The following is a 20,155-nucleotide window of genomic DNA, read 5'->3' on the forward strand; positions in this document are numbered from 1 at the left end:
GATCATATATGCGCGATGTCGAGAAAGCGCATGAGAGGTGGCTGTCATGGCGTGGCGTTCACACCCATGCAGGGTTTGAAGTCGCCATTTTCGGGTACCAGGTTATTGTTTTATATTGATTTTTTCAGCGCTGTGTAGAGTTTCATGTAGGGTTCCATGCAGGTATCCAGCCCGGCACAGAACCCATCGCCGGTTTAACTCTCCGTCCCCGCCCACGACATCTCGCGCAGCCTCGCCCGCAGGCGCGCCACCGCCTGGCTGTGCAACTGGCACACGCGCGACTCGCTCACCTCCAGCACCGCGCCAATCTCGCGCAGATTCATGCCACGCTCGTAATAAAGCGACATCAGCAGCTTCTCGCGCTCGGGCAGCCGCTCGATCGCCTCCACCAGCGCGCCGCGCAGGCTCTCGTCGAGCAGCGCCGAGAGCGGGTCCGAGTGATCGACGCGATAACGGTCGAGGAACGGCTCGTCGTCGGCGGAACGGTCGAAGTCCTCGTAGTAGATGAGCTGGCTGCCGTGCAGATCCTGCAGCATGCTCTGGTACTCGTCGAGCGGCATCTGCAGATGCTCGGCAATCTCGGTCTCGCTCGCCGCACGGCCCAGCCGCTGCTCCACCTGATGCACCGCGCTTTCCACTTCGCGCGAAGTGCGCCGCAGGCTGCGCGGCAGCCAGTCGTTGCTGCGCAGCTCGTCGAGCATCGCGCCGCGAATGCGCTGGCTCGCATAGGTTTCGAACTGCGCTCCCTGATCTTCCTTGTAGCGATTCGCAGCGTCGAGCAAGCCGATCATGCCGGCCTGGATCAAGTCGTCGAGATCCACGCTAGCGGGCATTTTCGCCACGAGCTGCAGTCCGAGCCGCCGCACGAGCGGCGCGTATTTCGCGAGCACTTCGGCCTGCGAAATCTTTCCTTGAGCGTTATACATCTGGCTCTCCTTCCTGTGTCCGTCACGCGTGCCGGTGCGCGTGCACGGGCGAATCCGCCCGCCGTCCCGCATAAGCCGTCGCGCTCGCGGACGGAACGCCCGTGGCGGGTGAAACGAATGAATTCGCTGATTGCTCGGGACTCGCCGGCGTGCCCGCCGACGCCAACAACGCAGGGCGCAGCGGCCAGTGCGGCAATTCGGCCGCCACGTGGCGAAAATCGCGGGCGGCAGCCGTCGACGGAAACGCATCGACGATGCAGCGCGACAGTTGCAGCGCGCGCGGCATGTGCGGATCGGCGGCCACGCTGCCCGCGCGCTCCAGCGAAACTGCGAGGTAACGGCTCGCGACATCGGCGAGATTGTCGAGCGCGGCTTGCGCGTCGGCGGCACTCGCTACGTGGTTCGCAAGCACGCGGAACTGGCCGATCGCATGCGCGAAATGCAGCCGCTTCATGCAGGCGTAGGCATCGGTGATCGCCTGCGCGGTCACGCGCATCACGATCAGCAAGTCGTGCGCGTGCAAGGCGAGCGGCGACAGCGCGCCTTCGGCGTCGAGCTGCGCGTCGATCAGCACGAAATCGGCGGGACCGGCCAGCAGCTTGCTCAATGGCGCATCCAACTGCGGCCCCACGCACTGCTCGCGCGGCGCGGCCAGCACGCCGAAGCCCAGCGCATGCCGCACCACGGCCTGGTCCAGCGCAATCTCGCCGCGCATCACAGCTGCGAAATTGCGCGCGAAGTTCCCGGCGAGGGTTCCTGCATGGCTGCGCCATTCGGCGCCTGCGCCGCGCATGCCGCCGCCGAGCTGCGCGCTTACCCGGCGCGGACCGAGGCACTCGTCGATCACGATCACGTCCTTGCCCAGCGCGGTCAGCGCGGCCGCGAGATTGATCACCACGGTCGTGCGCCCCGGCGCGCCGGGGCCGCCCGTCACCGCGATCACGCGCGAGCCTTCGCGCGCGAGCAGCCGCCGCAGGCCTTCTGCCTGATCGATCACGAACTTATCCAAACCGGACCTCGGGGGCTTGCGTGGCCGAGCGCGTCGAGAGCGCGGAGAGCAGCGCGGGAATGTCGTCCTCGTGCGGCACGAACGGCGAGCGATCGCGCGGCACGCAGAACGCGCTGCGCACGAGAAAGCGGCGCGTGGCCACGTAGAGGTTCTCGGGCACCTTCTGGCCCGTTGAGACGTAGTGCACCGGCAGCTTGTAGCGCAGCACCGTGTCGAGCGTGCTGCCGAGGTTGGTCGCCTCGTCGAGCTTGGTGAGGATGCAGCCCGCGAGCGGCGAGTTGTCCGGGCCGTGCTGGTACGCCTGCACGACTTCGTTGAGCGTGTCGCCGTGGCTCGTCGCCGAAAGCAGCAGCAGGCGCTGCACCGGGCGGCCCGTGCCGCACAGCATGGAGATCTGGTCGGTCACGGCGCGGTCGCGCTGGCTCATGCCGATCGTGTCGATCAGCACGATGTGCTTGTTCTTGAGTTCGGTGAGCGCGAGTTGCAGATCGGCGCCGTCACGCACCGCATGCACCGAAACGCCGAGGATCTTGCCGAAGATGCGCAGTTGCTCGTGTCCGCCGATACGGTAGCTGTCGGTCGTGAGCAGCGCGACCTTGCTCGCGCCAAAGCGCATCACGCAGCGCGCGGCGAGCTTCGCCGTGGTCGTGGTCTTGCCCACGCCGGTCGGGCCCATCAGCGCGAACACGCCGCCGCGCTCCATCAGCGCTTCTTCGTCCTCGAGCACGGGCAGGTTCGATTCGAGCACCGACTGAACCCACTCCATACCGGCCGCTTCGGTTTCCACGCTGGGCAGGCGGTCGACCACCATCTTCACGAGCTGCGCCGAAAAGCCGGCCGCGAAAAGCTGCTTCGTGAGCGCACCCTGCACCGGGTTGCGGCGCTGATGCTCGCCCCACAGCAGGCCAGCGAACTGCTCTTCCATCATGCCGCGCATGGACGCGAGCTCGTGCATCACCGTTTCGTTGACGACCTGCTCGATGCGCGCGCGAATCGCTTCGCTCACCGTTTGCGCGGTGCTGGGCGTGGCGGGTTGCGCGGGCGGTTGTGCGGCTTGTGGGTTCTGTGCCGCGCGGGCCTTGTGAGCCGTGTCGGTGGCGCTTTGAGCGATGGGCGCCGGCCCGGCCGCATCGGGGCTCTGGCCGATGCTGCGAGCAGCGCGGCGCGCAGCAACGTGCGCGGCCTGGCGCGCCCATTCGGGCGTGTTCGCTTCGATATCGGCGCGATGCACGGGGTCGGATGTCACGCCGAAGCCACGCGCCATTGCAGCGGCCGGCGTCATGCCGGACGGCGGGGTTTGATCCTGGTTCGCGTGCTGATCCGCAATACGGCGCGCATGGTCGATCAGCCAGGGGTTCGATTCGGCCATCGTGCGCGGTGCGCTCGATGAATCGGCGGCGCGCTGCCTGGCTTGTGTCGCTTGCGCGGCCGGCGGCACTGTCGACTGCGGTCCCGCGTGGCCCGCTGCGGCTTCGGACGCTTCGGCGTTCAGCTTGGCCCGCGTCGCTTGTCCGAAAGAGACGGAGGTGTCGTCGCTGTCGTTGCTGTCGTCGGCTTCGCCTTGTGCAGCGGCGTTCGTCCCGGCGGTGTCGCGCTCCGCGCCCACCTCCGGGCTGGCGCCGAACACCGACGAGAACACGTCAGGCATGCCGCCGCTTGCGTAAGGGTTGCCAGCGGACGTCGCCATGCCAGCGGCAGGCTGTGCGCCGAAAGCAGCGCGCGGCGGCTTCGCCGCGAAGCCCGCGCCGGCTTGCGCCGGAACACTGGCGGACGATGCGCCGCCGATAGCCGCTCCGCCAGAGGGCGCTCCGCCAAAGGGCGCTCCGCCAGAGGGCGCGCCGCCATCCGCCGGCGCGAGCGCCGCGAGGTCGCGGTCCGCGAGCGCGACGATCTCGACGCTGCCGTCGTCGAGCGTGCGATTCGACAACACGACGGCGTCCGCACCCAGCGCTTCGCGCACGAGGCGCAACGCGTCGCGGCTGGTGCCACCGATGAATTTGCGAATGTTCAAGCCAAGCCCCTGATTGAGGTGAGCGGCCCGCGCCGCCCGTCGTTTGCGTCTGGATTACCGCGGGCCTGGCGCTCTCGCGCGGACCCTCTCCGATGTTGGAATTATTTCGAAGGTGAGCCCTCGACAATCGGTGGATCAGGGCGGGGAAAGGTGGGTAATTCGGGGGATGGGGGACAACCTGTAACTCGGTGCGCTCGGGTGCTGCCAAGCGAATACGGCAGCGCAGACAAGGATCGCCGGACATTAAAAGACCAAATAGGCGACTAACTATTTGACCTATAATTTGGTCTATTGATCGGTGTCAGCCCGTGCCGATCTCCCTCTGTTCGCAACACTTCGGGAATCTGGAAAATGGAAAGCATTCTGGCAAGAGCATCGATCGGTATCAGCGAGCTGAAAATGAACCCTATGGCAGCAATTGAAAAAGCCGACGGCCCCGTTGCAATCCTCAACCGGAACAAGCCGGTTGCCTATCTGGTCCCGGCCAGCGAATGGGAAGCGATCTGCGACCGTCTCGAAGACATCGAGTTGGCCGAAATCGTGAAATCCCGCGCTGGCGAAGAAGTCGTGAGCGTCAAGCTTGAAGACCTATGAGCTGAAGTTCCACAAATCCGCGCTTAAGGACTGGCAACACCTTGACTCCACAGTGCGTACGCAACTCCGCAAAAAGCTCGCAGAACGGCTGATTGCGCCTCGCGTAGATTCGGCGCGTCTCAGTAGCATGCCGGATTGCTACAAGATCAAACTGGTAGCGTCGGGCTATCGACTCGTCTATCAGGTCATTGATGGCGAACTCGTTGTTCTCGTAATTGCCATCGGCAGGCGCGACGCAGACCAGGCCTATCGTAAGGCACGCACTCGCCTTGATTAAACGAAACGGGAAACGGAAATGGCGAAAGATCTCGTTTTCAGTGCCCGCCAGCAAAGGGGCACTGAGAACAACGCGCTACCAACCGAGCACGGACGGCTGGTCATGTTGAAGGACGCCGAGAAGGGATTCAAAGACGCCTCTGAAGGCAAGGCGCAGCCAGAAGAAGCGTTTCGCAATTCGTTGTGGCGGCCTGGTTCACCAAAGTAACGCGGGACAATGGCAAAGAAGTGGCCAGGCGCGCGCCCCCACCTGTCACCCCGCTCCCACCACATTCACCACGCGCACATTGCGCGTATCCGGCACCTCGGCATACGAAAGCACCTTCAACTGCGGCAGGCTGCGCCGCAAAAAGCGCGAGAGCATCGGCCGCAGCGCATGCTGCACGAGCAACACCGGCGCGAGCCCCAACGCCTGCTGACGCCCCATCGCCATTTCGGTCTGCGCGAGCAGCGTATGCGCCAAGCCCGGCTCCAGCCCCGGGTTCGGTCCCGAGGTCAGCGTCTGCGAAAGCACGCGCTCGAGATTGGCGTCGAGCCCCATCACCTGCATGTCGGCGTTGCCCGGGAACCACTGCTGCGTGATTGCGCGGCCCAGCGAGATGCGCACCGCCGCCGTGAGGTCGTGCGCGTCGGGCAGGCGCGGCGCGTGCTCCGCGAGCGACTCCATGATCGTGCGCATGTCGCGGATCGGCACACCCTCTTCCAGCAGGTTTTGCAGCACCTTTTGCAAGGTCGTGACCGCCAGCACCTTCGGCACGAGGTCGTCCACGAGCGAGGGAGTGTCCTTCTGCACGCGCTCGATCAGCGCCTGCACTTCGCGCCGGCCCAGCAGTTCGGCCGCATGCGTCACCACGAGGTGATTGAGGTGCGTCGCCACCACGGTGCTCGAATCGACCACCGTGTAGCCGAACACCTGAGCCTGCTCGCGCATATTCGAATCGATCCAGATCGCGGGCAGCCCGAACGCGGGGTCGGTGGTCGGCGTGCCCGGCACCACCGCGCTCACCTGCCCCGGATTGATAGCGAGCCACTGGCCCGGGAAAGCCTCGCCCGAGCCCACCTCCACGCCTTTTAGCGCAATGCGGTAAGCGTTCGGGCGCAGCTCCAGGTTGTCGCGGATGTGGATGACTGGCGGCAAAAAGCCGATTTCCTGCGCGAACTTCTTGCGGATGCTCTTGATGCGCTTGAGCAGTTCGCCGTCGGTGTTCTTGTCGACGAGCGGAATGATGCGGTAGCCCACTTCGAGCCCGAGCGTGTCGATGAGCGCCACGTCGTCCCAGCTCGCCTCCGCGTTCTCGACGGGCGCGGCGGCGGCCGGCAGCACGTCCGCGAGCACGGCGCTCGCCCTCTTTGCTTCGGCGCTCTTTTTCATCACGCGGCCAAGCTGGATCGCGCCCGCGCCGAGCAGCAAGAACGCGAAGTGCGGCATGCCAGGAATCATGCCCATCATGAGGATGATCGTGCCGGTGATCATCAGCACGCGCGGGTTCGTGAAAAGCTGGCCGGTGAGCTGCGTGCCGATGTCCTCGTTGGTCGCCACGCGCGAGACGATCACGCCCGCGGCCGTCGAAATCACGAGCGACGGAATCTGCGCGACGAGGCCGTCGCCGATGGTCAGCAGCGTATAGGTCTCGCCCGCCGACGCGAACGGCATGCCGTGCTGCACCACGCCCACGATCAGCCCGCCGATGATGTTGATCGCCATGATCAGCAGGCCCGCGATGGCGTCGCCGCGCACGAACTTGCTCGCGCCGTCCATCGAGCCGTAGAACTCGGCTTCCTGGGCGATCTCGGTGCGGCGCTTGCGCGCAGCTTCCTCGTTGATGAGGCCTGCGTTCAGGTCGGCGTCGATCGCCATCTGCTTGCCGGGCATGGCGTCGAGCGTGAAGCGCGCCGACACTTCCGCGATCCGCCCCGCGCCCTTCGTGATCACCATGAAGTTGATCACCATGAGGATCACGAACACGACGATGCCGACGGCGAAGTTGCCGCCCACGAGGAAGTGGCCGAACGATTCGATCACCTTGCCGGCCGCGTCGGGGCCGGTGTGGCCTTCGAGCAGCACGACGCGCGTGGAGGCCACGTTCAGCGAGAGGCGCAAGAGCGTGGAGAACAGCAGCACGCTCGGGAACGCCGCGAAGTCGAGCGGCTTCATGGTGTACATGCTGACGAGCAGCACCATCACCGAAAGCGCGATGTTGAAGGTGAACAGCAGATCCAGCAGGAACGGCGGCAGCGGCAGGATCATCATGCCGAGGATCATGCAGATCAGGATCGGTCCGGCGAGCGCGCGCAGATTCGTGCCTTGCAGCACGTCCGGGCGCCGCGCGAGGAAACCGGTGCGGGCGTTCATTCTGTGGCTCCTTCGTTGCCGTTGCGTGCGTTGTTGCGTGCCTGGTTGCGTGCTTCGTTACGCATTTCTTTCGCGCCGGCGGTGTTCGATGCGGTATCGGGTGTATCGGGTGTATCGGGTGCCGCGCGCTGCTCGGGCGAGAGCGCTTCGTCGGCTTCTTCGGCGGCGTCTTCGTCGCTCACCGCGCCCTTGTCCAGTTCCGGCGGCACGTCGAGGTCGGTGGGCGCCATCGGCACGTCGCCGCCGTGCTCGCGAAAGCGCTTCAACTGATACACCCACGCGAGCACCTGCGCGACCGCGCCATAAAGCGGGCCGGGAATCTCGCGGTTGATGTCGACGTTGTAGTAAAGCGCGCGCGCCAGCGGCGGCGCTTCGAGCAGCGGCACGTTGTGCTCGGTGGCAAGCTCGCGGATGCGCGCGGCCACGAGGTTCACGCCCTTGGCGACCACCTTGGGCGCGCGCATTTCGCCGTCGGTGTACTGAAGCGCAACGGCGAAGTGCGTGGGGTTGGTCACCACCACATCGGCCTTGGGCACCTGCGACATCATGCGGCGGCGCGCCATGGCGCGCTGCTGCTGGCGAATGCGGCCCTTCACGTGCGGGTCGCCTTCGTTCTCGCGGTGCTCGCGCTTCACTTCTTCCTTGGTCATGCGCAGCTTGCGGTGATACGACCAGAGCTGATACGGCACGTCGATGGCGGCCACCACGAACATGCCGGCGACGGTCGTGCCGCAGCACACGGCAACCAGATGGAAGGCGTCGGCGAACGCGCGAGGCGGCGGTTGCATGGCGAGGCCGAGAATCTCGTCGCGCCGCATCCACAGCGCCGATCCGCCGATGCCGCCCACCACGAGCGTCTTCGCGATCGACATGCCAAGCTGGATCGGCCCGTTCACCGAGAAAATGCGCCCGAGCCCCGACACCGGATTGAGGCGGCTGAACTTCACCTCCAGCGACTTCGTCGAGAACAGCCAGCCGCCCAGCGCCATGGGCGCGAGCAGCGCGGCGGCGCCGGTCAGCAGGAGCACGGGCAAGAGCGCGAACAAGCCTTCGCGCGCGGCCACGCCGGCACCCGTGAGCATGCGCTTCGTCTCGAACGCGCCCGCGTGGTTGAAGGTGAGCGCGCCGCGCAGCATCGTCTGCAAATGCTCGCCGATGGTGCCCGACAGCATCCACGCGCCAAAACACCCCGCCGAAAGCAGCGCGAACGTGGAAAGCTCCCGCGAACGCGCGACCTGCCCCTCCTCACGCGCCTTTTCGAGGCGCTTGGGAGTGGCGGATTCGGTTTTTTCGAGGTCGCTGTCCTCTGCCACGGATGCTCCGGTCGGCGGCGCACGCGCACCCGCCACCGCTGCGGTGACGGCGCACGCCCTTTTTCAGTGAGAGCGATTATTGCCTCGGGGCGCAAGCGGCGATTGACGGATCAGGACCGGGAAACGGGGGTAGTTCGGGAGATGGGATTGCTGCGGGGGCCGGTGCGAGGGCAAGTACGAAGGCAAGTGCGGGGCGGGCCTGCGCGAGCGCCGCAGCGGCGGCGGACGCGCAGGGCGTGCGCATCAGAACATGTCAGAACGCGACGTAGGGCGTTTGCGAGCCGGATCCGTAGCTCTTCTGATCCAGGCCGTAATACACGTAACGACCGTAGAAGAACGGCAAGCCGAGGTCGAGGTTCGCGCTCGACCCGAACGACCCGGCAAGATCGTTGAGCGCGAAGTTGGAGCCGCTATTGAGCAGCACCGATGCGCTCACCACGTTAAAGCTCACGTTGCTCGAGACGTTGTTCTTGTCGGTGAGCGTCGCGCTGAGCGTGAGCGGCTTGGCCGGGCAGTAGAACGTGCCGAGATTGCCGCCGCACTGCGCAATGCCGCTGTCGGTGAAGAACAGGCCGTTCGAGCCCGAGTCGAGGAAGGCCGCCCTCACCGCGTGGCCGTTATACGTGCCGGTCATGTTGCCCCCTCCGTCGGTCGCGAAACGCTGCACCGAGGTGGGTATCGCGTTGTTCGGCTGCGTGCCGATGCCGAACACCAGCGTGCCCGTGGCGGAGGCCTGGCCGTTGTTGGAGATGGGCGGCATCTGCAGGATCACGCCGTTGTTGTCGACGGGAAAGTGCGCGACGGGATTGGCTACCTGGTTGTTCAGCGTGACAGCGGTGTTCGCGCAGTTGTTGCTCATGGTGCCGTTGGGGCATGCGTAATAGAAGCTGCTCTGCGCGGAAATCGCGCAGCCCGCGCCGCAGTCCCACGCCGCAACGCCGATGCCGAGAATGCCGTTCGCGCCAAGCGCCTGCACCGAGTTCTGCGACGGGCCGATGCTCGAACAGGCCGTTGGGACCGTGGACGTGGCGAGGTCGCCGATCACCTGGATCGGAATGTTGCTGGCCGTTTCGCCGCCGATCTTCACGTCGGCGCTTCGCACCGTGCCCCACGTGTAGCCGTCGGCGAACCCCGTGCACTCGGCGAGCGTCGCGCCGTTGCTGGTGGTCAGCGGCAACGTGCCATTGAAGCCGCCGAGCGCCGAGCTGACCACGCGCAGCCCGAACGAGGCCGTGTCCACCTGGATATTGTCGATTTTCTGGCAAGTGCCGGTGTTCGGCACGCAGATCGTCACGCTCACCGTGGGGATGTTGGGCACATTGCCGGTGATGCCCCGGTTCACGGTCACGGCCACGGCATTCGGGCCCGAGGCGGCGATGGGTTGCTGCTGGGGACCCGCGGGCAACGACGAGGTGTCGCCGCTGCCCCCGGCGCTGGAGCCTCCGCCGGAGCCACTGGAGCCACCACCACCGCCGCCGCACGCGGCCAGGCCCGCTGTAAGTGCGAACAGCACGGCAAAGAAACAAGCACGCGGCTCGCGCAGGGCGCGAACGAAGGCGCCGGAGATTCCGTGGATGGACACGTTTCGCCTCCCGTTCGTTATTGGATGTCGGACGTGCTGACGCCAGCCGGCAGCGCCTGCGGCAGCCATGCCTCGCCCGAGAAGGCGCCCATGTGGCCGCCCGAGTGCACGACGAGACCGCTGCTCTCGATCGCGCCGGGGCCGCGCACGCCTCTCGCGCGATTGGCTTCCACCCCGGAAACGTACTGCGGGAAATAGCTGCCGAGCAGCGTCGCGAGGTCGGGCGGCTGCGGCCCGTTCCAGGCCACGCCGAACACGGTCCCTGACTGGGAGATGTACTCGCGTACGACGGTGCCGTTCGCGAGCGTGGTCTGCTTCACGGTATACGACGCGGCCGTGCCGCCGGCAGCGGAATCCGCGGATGCCGCGCTGGCCTGGGTCGCCTGACGCACGACCGCGGAGGCGGCCCCCTGTCCAGCCGGGCTGGCGGCGGCGTTGGGAACATTGGGAACCGTGACGCTCGCGCCTTGCGGCGTGCTCATGGGCGCGCCACCCAGCGCGGCGCTGGCCGGCTGCGCGATTCCCCATATGCCGATCGCGCACACGAGCGCGGCGGCAAAACGCGATGTTGAAAGCGGACTGGACGCGCCCGGCGCGGCGGGCGCCACAGGCGCAACGGTGGATGCGTGCGGATACAAGGTGATCCTCCCTCTCCCGGTCGCGCATTGCTCGGCGCACCGTGGCGGCAATGACAATGTGTAAGCGCCTAGTATGCCTGCCCGAAATGACATTCGGGAGCTAGCCTGACGGCCAGGCAGGCGCGCCGTCAAGCGGACCGCGACGCCAGGCAAGCGGGAAGCAGACTGAAAGGCGACGCAGGAGGCCGCCGCCCTCGCGCTAAAACCCGAGGCTCGCGAGCAGGTCGTCCACCTGTGCCTGATCCTGCATCACGTCGGCCTTGCCCTCGGGATCGATCTGCGGGCCGTTCAGAAGGGCCTCGGGGCTGCCCGTGCCACTGGCCGTCTCCGCGAGCAGCGCGGCAGTCGCCGCGAACTGCTCGCGCCGCTCCGGCGCGATGTTCTCGACCAGCACCGTGAGCAGTTGCTGCTCGATCAGATAGACCACGTCCATGATCTTCTTGATCACCTGGCCGGTCAGGTCCTGGAAATCCTGCGCGAGCATGATTTCGAGCAGTTGCTGGTTGGTCGCCGCCGTGGACTGCGGCACGCCGTCCAGAAACTGGCGCGTGTCGTCCATCAGCGCGCGCACTTCCTCGCGGCCGATCGGCGCGCCGTACCAGGTGGCCCAGCGCGCCGAGAGCTCCTTCGCGTCGCTTTCGAGCTGCTCCTGCATCGGCTTGGCCACCTCGATCGCGGACAGCACGCGCTCGGCGGCCTGCTCCGTCATGTTCGCGACGTATCGCAGCCGGTCGCGCGCGTCGGGCACGGCCTCGGCCGCGCGCTCCACATGCTTGTCGAGGCCGAGCTCGCGCATGGAGTCGCGCAGCGTGCGCGTGAGCTGGCCGATGCGCGCGAGGATGCGGTCCGAAGCAAGCTCGCCCGTTTCGGCGTCGATCTGCTGCATCGCAGGTTGCGCGCCGGGCGGCACCTCGGGTTGCCCCGCGGGCCGCACGGCGGGCTGCACGTCGGTGAACTCGTTCAAGTCAGCTCCCGGCCTTCGCCATCTTTTCGAGAATCTTGTTGAGCTTCTCGTCGAGCGTCGCGGCCGTGAACGGCTTCACCACGTAACCGCTCGCGCCCGCCTGCGCCGCCGCGATGATGTTTTCCTTCTTCGACTCCGCCGTCACCATCAGCACCGGCAGGTGCGAAAGCGCCGCATCCGCGCGGATCGCCTTGAGCATCGCAAGGCCGTCGAGGTTCGGCATGTTCCAGTCGGAAATCACGAAGTCGTAGCTGCCGCTGCGCAGGCGCGCGAGACCCGCCGCGCCGTCCTCGGCTTCATCGACGTTCGAGTAGCCCAGCTCCTTGAGCAGGTTGCGGACGATCCGGCGCATCGTCGGAAAGTCGTCCACTACCAGAATCTTCATTCCCTTATCCATCGCGTTTCCTTCCTCTAAACCAAAATTTCGCTACATGCACGAGCCCACGCCCGGCATGCCCTGCACGTACCACGGTGAGCAGACCCTACACGCGCTGCACGCGCTCGCCCATGCTGGCGAGGCGCAGCATCACTCGGCGGCTCATCTCGGCGAGCGGGGCGATCTCGTCGGCGGCGCCCATCGCGATCGCCTCGCGCGGCATGCCGAACACGATGCAGCTCGCCTCGTCCTGCGCCAGCGTGAACGCGCCCGCCGCGCGCATTTCCAGCAGGCCCGCCGCGCCGTCGCGGCCCATGCCCGTCAGAATCACGCCGATCGCGTTCTTGCCCGCGTGCAGCGCCGCCGAGCGGAACAGCACGTCCACCGACGGCCGATGCCGGTTCACCGGCGGCTCGTCGGACAGATGGGCGATGTAGTTCGCGCCGCTTCTCGCGAGCAGCAAATGCGCGTGACCCGGCGCGATATAGGCGTGGCCGGGCAGCACGCGCTCGCCATGCTCCGCCTCCTTCACGGTGATGCGGCACAGGCCGTTCAGGCGCTGCGCGAACGACTTCGTGAAGCCGGGCGGCATGTGCTGCGCGATGAGCACCGCGGGCGCGTCGGGCGGCAGCGGCTGGAGCACTTCGCGGATGGCTTCGGTGCCGCCCGTCGACGCCCCGACGATCACCAGCTTTTCGGTCGAGACGAGCGGATTGTTGAGCATCGGCGCGGCGTGAACCGGCGCGTGCGGGTGAGCGCCTTGAGCACCGTTAGCACCGTGAGCGCCGGCGAGATGGGCCGCGTGCGCGCCGGCGCCCGGCGCAGCAGCGCCCGAAGCCGCCGTCGCCCCAACCCCGGCAGCCGGCGCACGCGCAGCCGGACGCACGCGCGCGCGCGAAGCGGCGCGCACCTTGTCGGCGAGCTTTTCGGCGTAGTCGAGCATGCCGTCGCGAATGCCCACTTTCGGCTTGGTCACGAAATCGACCGCGCCCAGCTCCAGCGCGCGCAGCGTAATTTCGTTTCCGCGCTCAGTGAGCGAGGACACCATCACGACCGGCATCGGCCGCAGACGCATGAGCTTCTCGAGAAAGTCGAGCCCGTCCATGCGCGGCATCTCGACGTCTAGCGTGAGCACGTCGGGGTTGTGCTGCTTGATGAGCTCGCGCGCCACGAGCGGATCGGGCGCGGTGGCGACAACGGTCATGTCCGGCTGGCCGTTGATGATCTCCGTCATCAGGCTGCGGATCAGCGCCGAATCATCGACGCATAGAACCTTGATTTTCTGCACAGCGTTCACGCCTCCTCCACTGTCCGGGCGTTGTCTTGAGCGGATGGCCGCGCCCCGGGCGCGCTTGCGCCGAACCACTCGACGCGCGGGCGCGCCGGCGGCGGCTTCGATGATGAGAATGCGGCGGCGTTGCCAGTTCCAGACGTGCCAACCGTGCCAGCCGCATTGCCCGCGCTCGCCGCGCCGCCGCTGCGCAAGCCGAACAGCTCCACGCGCGCGCGGGCCCGCGCGAGCCGTTCGGCGCGCGCTTCGGGTGTTTGCTGCGCGAGTTGCTGCTCGCGCTCGGCCACGCTCGACTCCTGCGAGAGGCGCAGCTTCTTGACCATCACCTGGCCCGTGCGCGGCAGGAACGCGACCTTGCGCGGATGCGAGCCCTGCAAATCCTCGGCGACGATGCGGATGCTCTCGGTAGCCAGATAGCGGCGCACGAACGCGGCGTTGCGGTCGCCGATATTCATGGTCGTCATGCCCGCGAGCACGGCCGCGCCGCCGAACACCTTCGCCTCGAAGCGCTCGCGCCGTCCGCCCGCCTTGATCAGCTCGTTGATGAGCACTTCCATCGCGTAGGCGCCGTAGCGCATCGCATCGGAAGCGGCGGGCAGCGTGTTGTTCGCATCGGCGCCGTCGTCGGGGAGCATGAAGTGATTCATGCCGCCGATGCCCGCAGTGCGGTCCTGGATGCAGGCGGCCACGCACGAGCCGAGCACCGTGACGAGCACCATGTCCTCGCCAGTAGTGAAAAATTCGTTGGGCAGCAGCTTCACGCCGGGGCGCTGGAAGTGCGAGTCGAAGTAGCGATTGGCCGCGACCGGCAGGCTCATGCGGCTGCTCCCACCGGTTCGGCCTTCGCGCCGTGGCGCGACGCCGCCGTGCCCGCGCTCGCGGCGCGCTCGTACACGGTCTGGCCGCGCAGGCGGAACGCCTGCGTCACATACGTGAAGTTCTCCGAATGACCCGCGAACAGCAGGCCATCCGGCTTCATCAGCGGCTCGAAGCGCGCGAGCACCTGGGCCTGGGTCGGCTTGTCGAAGTAGATCATCACGTTGCGGCAGAAGATGGCGTCGAACGCCGTGCGCAATCCGTAGTCCGCATCGGTGAGATTCAGTTGCTCGAAGCGGATCATCTGCCGCAGTTCCGGGCGCACCTTCACGAGCCCCGCATGCCCGCCCGTGCCCTTGAGAAAGAAGCGCTTGAGGCGCTCCGGCGAGAGGTGCTTCACCTGGTCGAACGCATACACGCCCGCTTGCGCCTTCGCGAGCACCTGGGTGTCGAGATCGGTTGCGAGCACGCGCGCCTCGCGCGCGGCGCGCTCGCCGAGCGCTTCGATCAGCGTCATCGCGATCGAGTACGGCTCCTCGCCCGTCGAGGCCGCCGAGCACCACACCGAAACCTGCGAGCGGCGCTGGACGAAGTCGGCGAGGATCGGGAAGTGATGCGCCTCGCGAAAGAACGCCGTGAGGTTGGTGGTGAGCGCGTTGGTGAACGCTTCCCACTCGTTCGCGTCGTTGCGCTGCTCGAGTTCGTCGAGATACGCGCGAAAGCTCTCATGCCCGAGCGCGCGCAAGCGCCGCGCGAGACGGCTGTATGCCATGTCGCGCTTGTGGTCCGAAAGCGAGATGCCCGCGCGGCGGTGGATCAGCGCGCGAATGCGTTCGAAGTCCGCCGAAGTGAATTCGAAATCGCGTGCGCTACCTTCTCCTGGGATGCCTGACATGCCCGGCGCGCGCGCGGCGTCGCCACGCTCGACGCGCTCCGCTAGTTCCGTGCGCGCAGCACGGGAAAAACGCAGCGCCTTCATGCTGCGGCTCCCGCGGCCACGCCCGTCTGCAATGCCTGCAGCGCCCGCGCTGCCGCGCGGGCCGTGCAGGCCACCGCGCGGTGCGAATCTTGCCGTCCTTGTGCGCTCATGTGCATTGCCTTGTTCGTTTCAACGTATTTCCGCGTGCTTTGTGCGTGCTTCTCGTCGTACTGCCGTGCCGGGTCGCTCAGAACGTTTCCCAGTCGGCATCGTCCTGCACAGACGCCGTAGCGACTGCCGCTTGCGGTTCGACGCGCGCGGCGCTGGCCGGCTTTGGCTGCGGCTTCGCTGCAGCCGCGTGCTTCGCGCTCGAACTCGCTCGCGCCGTGCCGCCAGCCGCCGGCGGCGTGTGCTTTACAGCCGTAGCGGCCGAAACAGCCGTAACAGCAGCCGCTGGCGCCGTTTTGGGCTCGGCCTTCACGGCATGCACGCTCGCTGCGCGCGCTTGCGCATCGTGACCGCCCGCATGAGCGCTCCCATTCGTGCGCCACGTCCCCAGCACGGCCTGCAGGTTGCGCGTCTGCTCTTCGAGCGACGCCGCCGCAGCCGCAGCCTCTTCCACGAGCGCCGCGTTCTGCTGCGTGACGGTGTCCATCTGCGTGACAGCACGGTTCACCTGCTCGATGCCGCCCGACTGCTCCTCCGAAGCCGCGCTGATCTCTCCCATGATGTCGGTCACGCGGCGCACGGCCTGAAGGATTTCCTCCATCGTCGTGCCTGCGCGGCCCACCAGGTCCGATCCGCTTTGCACCTTCTGCGCCGAGTCGTTGATGAGCTCCTTGATTTCCTTCGCCGCGCTCGCGCTGCGCTGCGCGAGGCTGCGCACTTCGCCCGCGACCACCGCGAAGCCGCGCCCCTGCTCGCCCGCGCGCGCCGCTTCCACGGCCGCATTGAGCGCGAGGATGTTGGTCTGGAACGCAATGCCTTCGATCACGCTGATGATGTCCACGACCTTCGCCGAGCTCGCGGCAATGTCCTGCATCGTCTCGACGACTTCGCCCACCACCACGCCGCCGCGCGTGGCGATGTCCGACGCGTTGACGGCAAGCTGGCTCGCCTGGCGCGCGTTCTCGGCGTTCTGGCGCACGGTGCCGGTGAGCTGCTCCATGCTCGACGCCGTCTCCTGCAGCGAGGCGGCCTGCTGCTCGGTGCGCTGCGAGAGGTCGGTATTGCCCATGGCGATCTCGCGCGCGCCCACGTCGATGGAGTCAGCACCCGTGTGCACGGCCGACACCAGCGTGACGAGGCTTTCCTGCATGCGCTTGATGCCCCCGAAAAGACGCCCGATCTCGTTCTTGCTGTACACCTCGATGCGCTCGGTGAGGTCGCCGTGCGCGATGCGCTCGAACGCCTGCACCGCGTCTTCGAGCGGCTGCACGATAAGGCCGCGCAGCGCGAAGCGGATCACCACCACGAGCACGAGCGCCACCGCGATCGCCACCGCGATCAGCGTGCGCATGAGCGAGATTTGCGCGCGCGCGCTTTGCTCGCGCGCCTGAGCGCTGTCCTGCAACTGCTGCGCGATCGGCGCGGCCGAATTGTCGTAGTCGACGAACATCGGGCTGATCTTCGTGCGGGCGACGGCCTGGTACGCGGCGATATCGTTTGCGCGCAACGCCGCGAGTTCGGGCTGCACGCCGTCTTGCAGCAAGGTCGCGTGCTTTGCGTTGAGCGTGTCGAGCGCGGCGGCTTCGATGCCGGGCTTGGGCGCGGTCTCGAAGGCCTTCCACGCTTCGTTGGACTTGCCGAGCAGATATTCGGCGCGCTCGATGGCCTTCTTCGCCTCGTCGCTCTGGCCCGCCTCGTTGAGCGAGTTGGCGCGGTCGAACGAGACGCGCGCGCGCAGCAGATACGACGACGAATCGCTGAGCGCATGCATCGCGACGAGGTCGCCGCGCGCGATCGTGGCAAGCGACTCGCTCGCATTGCCGAGCGCGTACAGCCCGAGCGCACCGACGAGGCCCGTCAGCGCCAACAAAATGAACGCGACGCCCGTGAGCGTCGTGCGAATCGACCACCTGTGCAACATCTCGTGTGCTCCTGTCCTGTGTGGCGTTTGCGGGCCGTGCTGTGGATATCGCGTGAGTGCCCGTGGGTGCCGCGTGGGTGCCCGTGGGTGCCCGTGGGTGCCTTAAGCGCCGAGCGCTTCGATCAGCGCCATCTCGCGGCTCGTCATGAGCTTTTCGATGTCCATCAGGATCAGCATGCGGCCGTCCACGGTGCCGAGCCCCGTGAGGTACTCGGTCGTGAGCGTCGCGCCGAATTCGGGCGCGGGCATGATCTGGTCCGTCTGCAGCGTGAGCACGTCGGATACGCCGTCCACCACCATGCCCACCACGCGATGCGCGACGTTCAGGATGATCACGACGGTCTGATGGTCGTACTCGACGCGGCCCAGGTGAAACTTGATGCGCATGTCCACGATCGGCACGATGATGCCGCGCAGGTTGATCACGCCCTTGATGAACTCGGGCGCGTTCGCGATGCGGGTCACGCTCTCGTAGCCGCGAATTTCCTGCACCTTGAGAATGTCGATGCCGTACTCTTCCGCGCCCAGCGTGAAGACGAGGAATTCCTGGCCGCCTGCATCGGCTTGCTGCGCGTCGCGGCGGTGCGCACCGGCCACGGCGCCTGCTGCGCCGCTGCCCTGAATGGATTGGACTTCTGCCACGTTAGCCCCTGAACGGTTGGGAAATGGTTGGTTGATCCGGACTGCTGTGCGTTTAGGCGAATTCAGCAAACGCCCCTGCATTTTTGGCCGCATGCGTGGCCACATTCGTACCCACGCTCACGCCGTGCGTCGCACGCGTTTCGCGGTTGAGCGCGGCCACGTCGACGATCAGCGCAACGCTGCCGTCGCCGAGGATGGTCGCCGCCGAGATGCCATGCACCTTGCGATAGTTCGTTTCGAGGTTTTTCACCACGACCTGCTGCTGGCCCACCAGCTCGTCGATGAGCATCGCGAAGCGCCGGCCCTCGGTCTCCATGATGGTGACGATGCCCTGGGTGGGATCCGTGCGCGCGCCCTCCACGTTGAACGCGGCGTGCAGCGCCACTAGCGGCAGATATTCGCCGCGCACGCGCACCACGCGGTCGCCGTTGGTGACGGTGTAGATATCTTCGTGACGCGGCTGCAGCGACTCCATCACGAAGTTCAGCGGCAGAATGAAGATCTCGCTGCCGACCTTCACCGACATGCCGTCGAGAATCGCCAGCGTGAGCGGCAGCACGATGCGCGTCGTGGTGCCCTTGCCCGCGTGCGAGGTGATTTCCACGTGGCCGCCCATCGACTGGATGTTGCGCTTCACCACGTCCATGCCGACTCCGCGGCCCGACACGTCGGTGACCTGGTCGGCGGTCGAGAAGCCCGGCATGAAGATGAGATTCCAGACCTCTTCGTCGGTCATCGTTTCGCTCACCTGCATGCCCTGCTTGATCGCCTTCGCGAGAATCTTGTCGCGGCGCAGCCCCGCGCCGTCGTCGCTCACCTCGATCACGATATTGCCGCCGTGATGCGCGGCGGAGAGCACGAGCTGGCCCGTGCCGTCCTTGCCCGCGGCGCGGCGCGCCTCCACGGTTTCGATGCCGTGGTCGAGCGAGTTGCGCACGAGGTGCGTGAGCGGGTCGATGATGCGCTCGATGAGGCTCTTGTCGAGCTCGGTCGCCTGGCCGAACGTGACCAGCTCCACTTGCTTGCCGAGCTTCGCGGCGAGATCGCGCACGAGACGCGGGAAGCGGCTGAACACATAGTCCATCGGCATCATGCGGATCGACATCACCGCTTCCTGCAAATCGCGCGCATTGCGTTCGAGCTGCGCCATGCCGTTGAAGAGGCGGTCGTGCAGCGCCGGGTCGAAACTGCTGGTGGTTTCCGCGAGCATCGCCTGGGTGATGACGAGCTCGCCCACCAGATTGATGAGCTGATCGACCTTCTCCACGCCCACGCGAATCGAGCTGCCTTCGGTCGATACCGCCGATGCGGCGGCTGCCGCGCGCGGCTTGCGGTCGTGGTCGGCGTTCGCGGTGGCGGCGGCAGGCGCTGCGGGAGCCGCTGCCGGAGTTGCCGCAACGAGCGTGGGCGCTTCGGCTTGCTCTTGCAGCAGCGCGGGTGCGGGTGTGGGCGCCGATTCTGGCGTCGCTTGCGGCTCGGGCTCGAACACCACCGCCGGTGCGGCAATCTCGCTCGCCTGCGCAACAGGCGCGGCGCTCGCCTCGCTTGGCGCGGGTGCGCCGCGTCCGATCACGATCTGGCTTTCGTCGATCACGAAGCAGCACACGGCGACGATATCGTCGGCGGGCACATCGGTTTCGAGCCACAGCGTGAGGTCGTCGCCGGTCTTCACCTGGCCGAGAATGCGGCCCAGATTGCCGAGCTCTTCGGCGAGCAGCGCCTGATCCTTCGCGTCGACGCGGCGCAGCGTGATGCGCAGGTGCGGACCATCGCCCCCGGCCGGCGCGGCGGCCATCGCCTCATCCACGACGTGCTCGGGAGCGCCGCCCATCGCCGAGGGCAGATTCGCTTCGAACGCGGCGTCGAGATCCTCTTCGGAGTCGGCGGCGGGCGCAGCCACGGCTGCAGCAACGGCAGCGGCCGGCGCGGGCGCAGCCACGACAGCCGGCGCGGCAAGGCCACGGCTTTCCGCATAGAGCTGCTCGAGCTTCGCGCGCACGGCCGCGGCCGCCGACGCATCGGGCTCGGCGCTCGCGCGATAGGCTGCGAGCTGGTCGGAGAGCACGTCCTTGGTTTCGAGGAACGTGTCGATCATGTCCTTGCGCAGCACGAGTTCGTGGTTGCGCGCGCGATCGAGCAGCGACTCCAGAATGTGGGTCGTCTCGGTGAGCGCGGTGAAGCCGAAGGTCGCCGCGCCGCCCTTGATCGAGTGCGCCGCGCGAAAGATCGCCGCGAGATCCTCGGGATCGGGCTGACCGACGTTCAGGTTCAGGAGAAGCTGCTCCATCTGCGCGAGCAACTCGTCCGCCTCGTCGAAGAACGTCTGATAGAACTGTGTGATGTCGAGAGTCATTGC

Annotated in this window: 18 protein-coding genes and 1 pseudogene; 4 read left to right on the forward strand and 15 right to left on the reverse strand. The window is 66.8% G+C overall.

Annotated features, from left to right (window positions below):
• Positions 1-194: 194 nt before the first annotated feature.
• Genes NH14_RS07320 through flhF form a run of 3 tightly spaced genes read right to left on the reverse strand, consistent with a single transcriptional unit; the run spans position 195 to position 3,946 of the window.
• Positions 195-926: an RNA polymerase sigma factor FliA gene (locus tag NH14_RS07320; RefSeq protein WP_035532142.1), complete on the reverse strand. Its 732-nt coding sequence runs from the start codon at positions 924-926 to the stop codon at positions 195-197.
• Positions 927-948: 22 nt separating this feature from the next.
• Positions 949-1,935 carry a MinD/ParA family ATP-binding protein gene (locus NH14_RS07325; RefSeq protein WP_035532141.1) on the reverse strand — a complete coding sequence of 329 codons (987 nt, stop codon included), beginning with the start codon at positions 1,933-1,935 and terminating at the stop codon, positions 949-951.
• Positions 1,928-3,946, reverse strand: a complete 2,019-nt coding sequence (flhF, locus tag NH14_RS07330) for a flagellar biosynthesis GTPase FlhF (protein WP_035532138.1) — start codon at positions 3,944-3,946, stop codon at positions 1,928-1,930. The genes NH14_RS07325 and flhF overlap by 8 nt, the downstream gene beginning before the upstream one ends.
• Positions 3,947-4,297: 351 nt before the next feature.
• On the opposite strand from flhF, the gene NH14_RS07335 reads away from it, so the two are divergent.
• Genes NH14_RS07335 through NH14_RS07345 form a run of 3 tightly spaced genes read left to right on the forward strand, consistent with a single transcriptional unit; the run spans position 4,298 to position 5,024 of the window.
• Positions 4,298-4,540 carry a type II toxin-antitoxin system Phd/YefM family antitoxin gene (locus NH14_RS07335; protein ID WP_035532136.1) on the forward strand — a complete coding sequence of 81 codons (243 nt, stop codon included), beginning with the start codon at positions 4,298-4,300 and terminating at the stop codon, positions 4,538-4,540.
• The gene (locus tag NH14_RS07340; protein WP_035532133.1) at positions 4,527-4,817 is read left to right on the forward strand and encodes a type II toxin-antitoxin system RelE family toxin; all 291 of its coding nucleotides are present in this window, start codon (positions 4,527-4,529) and stop codon (positions 4,815-4,817) included. Before NH14_RS07335 ends, NH14_RS07340 begins: the two co-directional genes overlap by 14 nt.
• A gap of 18 nt (positions 4,818-4,835) precedes the next feature.
• Entirely contained in the window at positions 4,836-5,024 is a 189-nt protein-coding gene (locus NH14_RS07345; protein ID WP_035532130.1) for a hypothetical protein, read from the forward strand.
• A gap of 45 nt (positions 5,025-5,069) precedes the next feature.
• Here the strand turns inward: NH14_RS07345 and flhA are convergent, their stop codons facing one another.
• The 4 genes and pseudogenes from flhA to NH14_RS07365 form a co-directional block, all read right to left on the reverse strand.
• Positions 5,070-7,169 carry a flagellar biosynthesis protein FlhA gene (gene flhA / locus NH14_RS07350; protein ID WP_035532128.1) on the reverse strand — a complete coding sequence of 700 codons (2,100 nt, stop codon included), beginning with the start codon at positions 7,167-7,169 and terminating at the stop codon, positions 5,070-5,072.
• A 119-nt stretch (positions 7,170-7,288) separates the two neighbouring features.
• Positions 7,289-8,482: pseudogene (gene flhB, locus NH14_RS07355) on the reverse strand (flagellar biosynthesis protein FlhB); the annotation flags it as partial.
• Between the two features lie 253 nt (positions 8,483-8,735).
• Positions 8,736-10,064 (reverse strand): DUF3443 domain-containing protein, encoded by a 1,329-nt coding sequence (locus NH14_RS07360; protein ID WP_331253422.1) that lies wholly within the window; start codon positions 10,062-10,064, stop codon positions 8,736-8,738.
• A gap of 17 nt (positions 10,065-10,081) precedes the next feature.
• Positions 10,082-10,609, reverse strand: coding sequence for a DUF2844 domain-containing protein (locus NH14_RS07365; RefSeq protein ID WP_035532247.1), 528 nt, complete (start codon positions 10,607-10,609; stop codon positions 10,082-10,084).
• Here NH14_RS07365 and NH14_RS33445 point away from each other — a divergent pair.
• Positions 10,545-10,766, forward strand: a complete 222-nt coding sequence (locus NH14_RS33445) for a hypothetical protein (RefSeq protein ID WP_237179622.1) — start codon at positions 10,545-10,547, stop codon at positions 10,764-10,766. The genes NH14_RS07365 and NH14_RS33445 overlap by 65 nt on opposite strands.
• 135 nt (positions 10,767-10,901) lie before the next feature.
• Here NH14_RS33445 and cheZ read toward each other — a convergent pair whose 3' ends face one another.
• The 8 genes from cheZ to cheA form a co-directional block, all read right to left on the reverse strand.
• Positions 10,902-11,588 (reverse strand): protein phosphatase CheZ, encoded by a 687-nt coding sequence (cheZ, locus tag NH14_RS07370; RefSeq protein ID WP_035532245.1) that lies wholly within the window; start codon positions 11,586-11,588, stop codon positions 10,902-10,904.
• A gap of 79 nt (positions 11,589-11,667) precedes the next feature.
• Positions 11,668-12,063 carry a chemotaxis response regulator CheY gene (gene cheY / locus NH14_RS07375; protein WP_035532124.1) on the reverse strand — a complete coding sequence of 132 codons (396 nt, stop codon included), beginning with the start codon at positions 12,061-12,063 and terminating at the stop codon, positions 11,668-11,670.
• Positions 12,064-12,148: 85 nt separating this feature from the next.
• Positions 12,149-13,276 (reverse strand): protein-glutamate methylesterase/protein-glutamine glutaminase, encoded by a 1,128-nt coding sequence (locus NH14_RS07380; protein WP_237179587.1) that lies wholly within the window; start codon positions 13,274-13,276, stop codon positions 12,149-12,151.
• 59 nt (positions 13,277-13,335) lie between these two features.
• Entirely contained in the window at positions 13,336-14,151 is an 816-nt protein-coding gene (cheD, locus tag NH14_RS07385) for a chemoreceptor glutamine deamidase CheD (RefSeq protein WP_035532121.1), read from the reverse strand.
• Entirely contained in the window at positions 14,148-15,044 is an 897-nt protein-coding gene (locus NH14_RS07390; protein ID WP_035532241.1) for a CheR family methyltransferase, read from the reverse strand. Before NH14_RS07390 ends, cheD begins: the two co-directional genes overlap by 4 nt.
• A gap of 271 nt (positions 15,045-15,315) precedes the next feature.
• Positions 15,316-17,157, reverse strand: coding sequence for a methyl-accepting chemotaxis protein (locus NH14_RS07395; protein WP_035532118.1), 1,842 nt, complete (start codon positions 17,155-17,157; stop codon positions 15,316-15,318).
• A gap of 102 nt (positions 17,158-17,259) precedes the next feature.
• Positions 17,260-17,799, reverse strand: coding sequence for a chemotaxis protein CheW (locus NH14_RS07400; RefSeq protein WP_035532115.1), 540 nt, complete (start codon positions 17,797-17,799; stop codon positions 17,260-17,262).
• Positions 17,800-17,851: 52 nt separating this feature from the next.
• On the reverse strand, positions 17,852-20,152 hold the full coding sequence (gene cheA, locus NH14_RS07405) for a chemotaxis protein CheA (protein ID WP_052148412.1): 2,301 nt from the start codon (positions 20,150-20,152) through the stop codon (positions 17,852-17,854).
• Positions 20,153-20,155: the final 3 nt, after the last annotated feature.

It is taken from the genome of Paraburkholderia sacchari (assembly GCF_000785435.2).
Classification (GTDB): domain Bacteria; phylum Pseudomonadota; class Gammaproteobacteria; order Burkholderiales; family Burkholderiaceae; genus Paraburkholderia; species Paraburkholderia sacchari.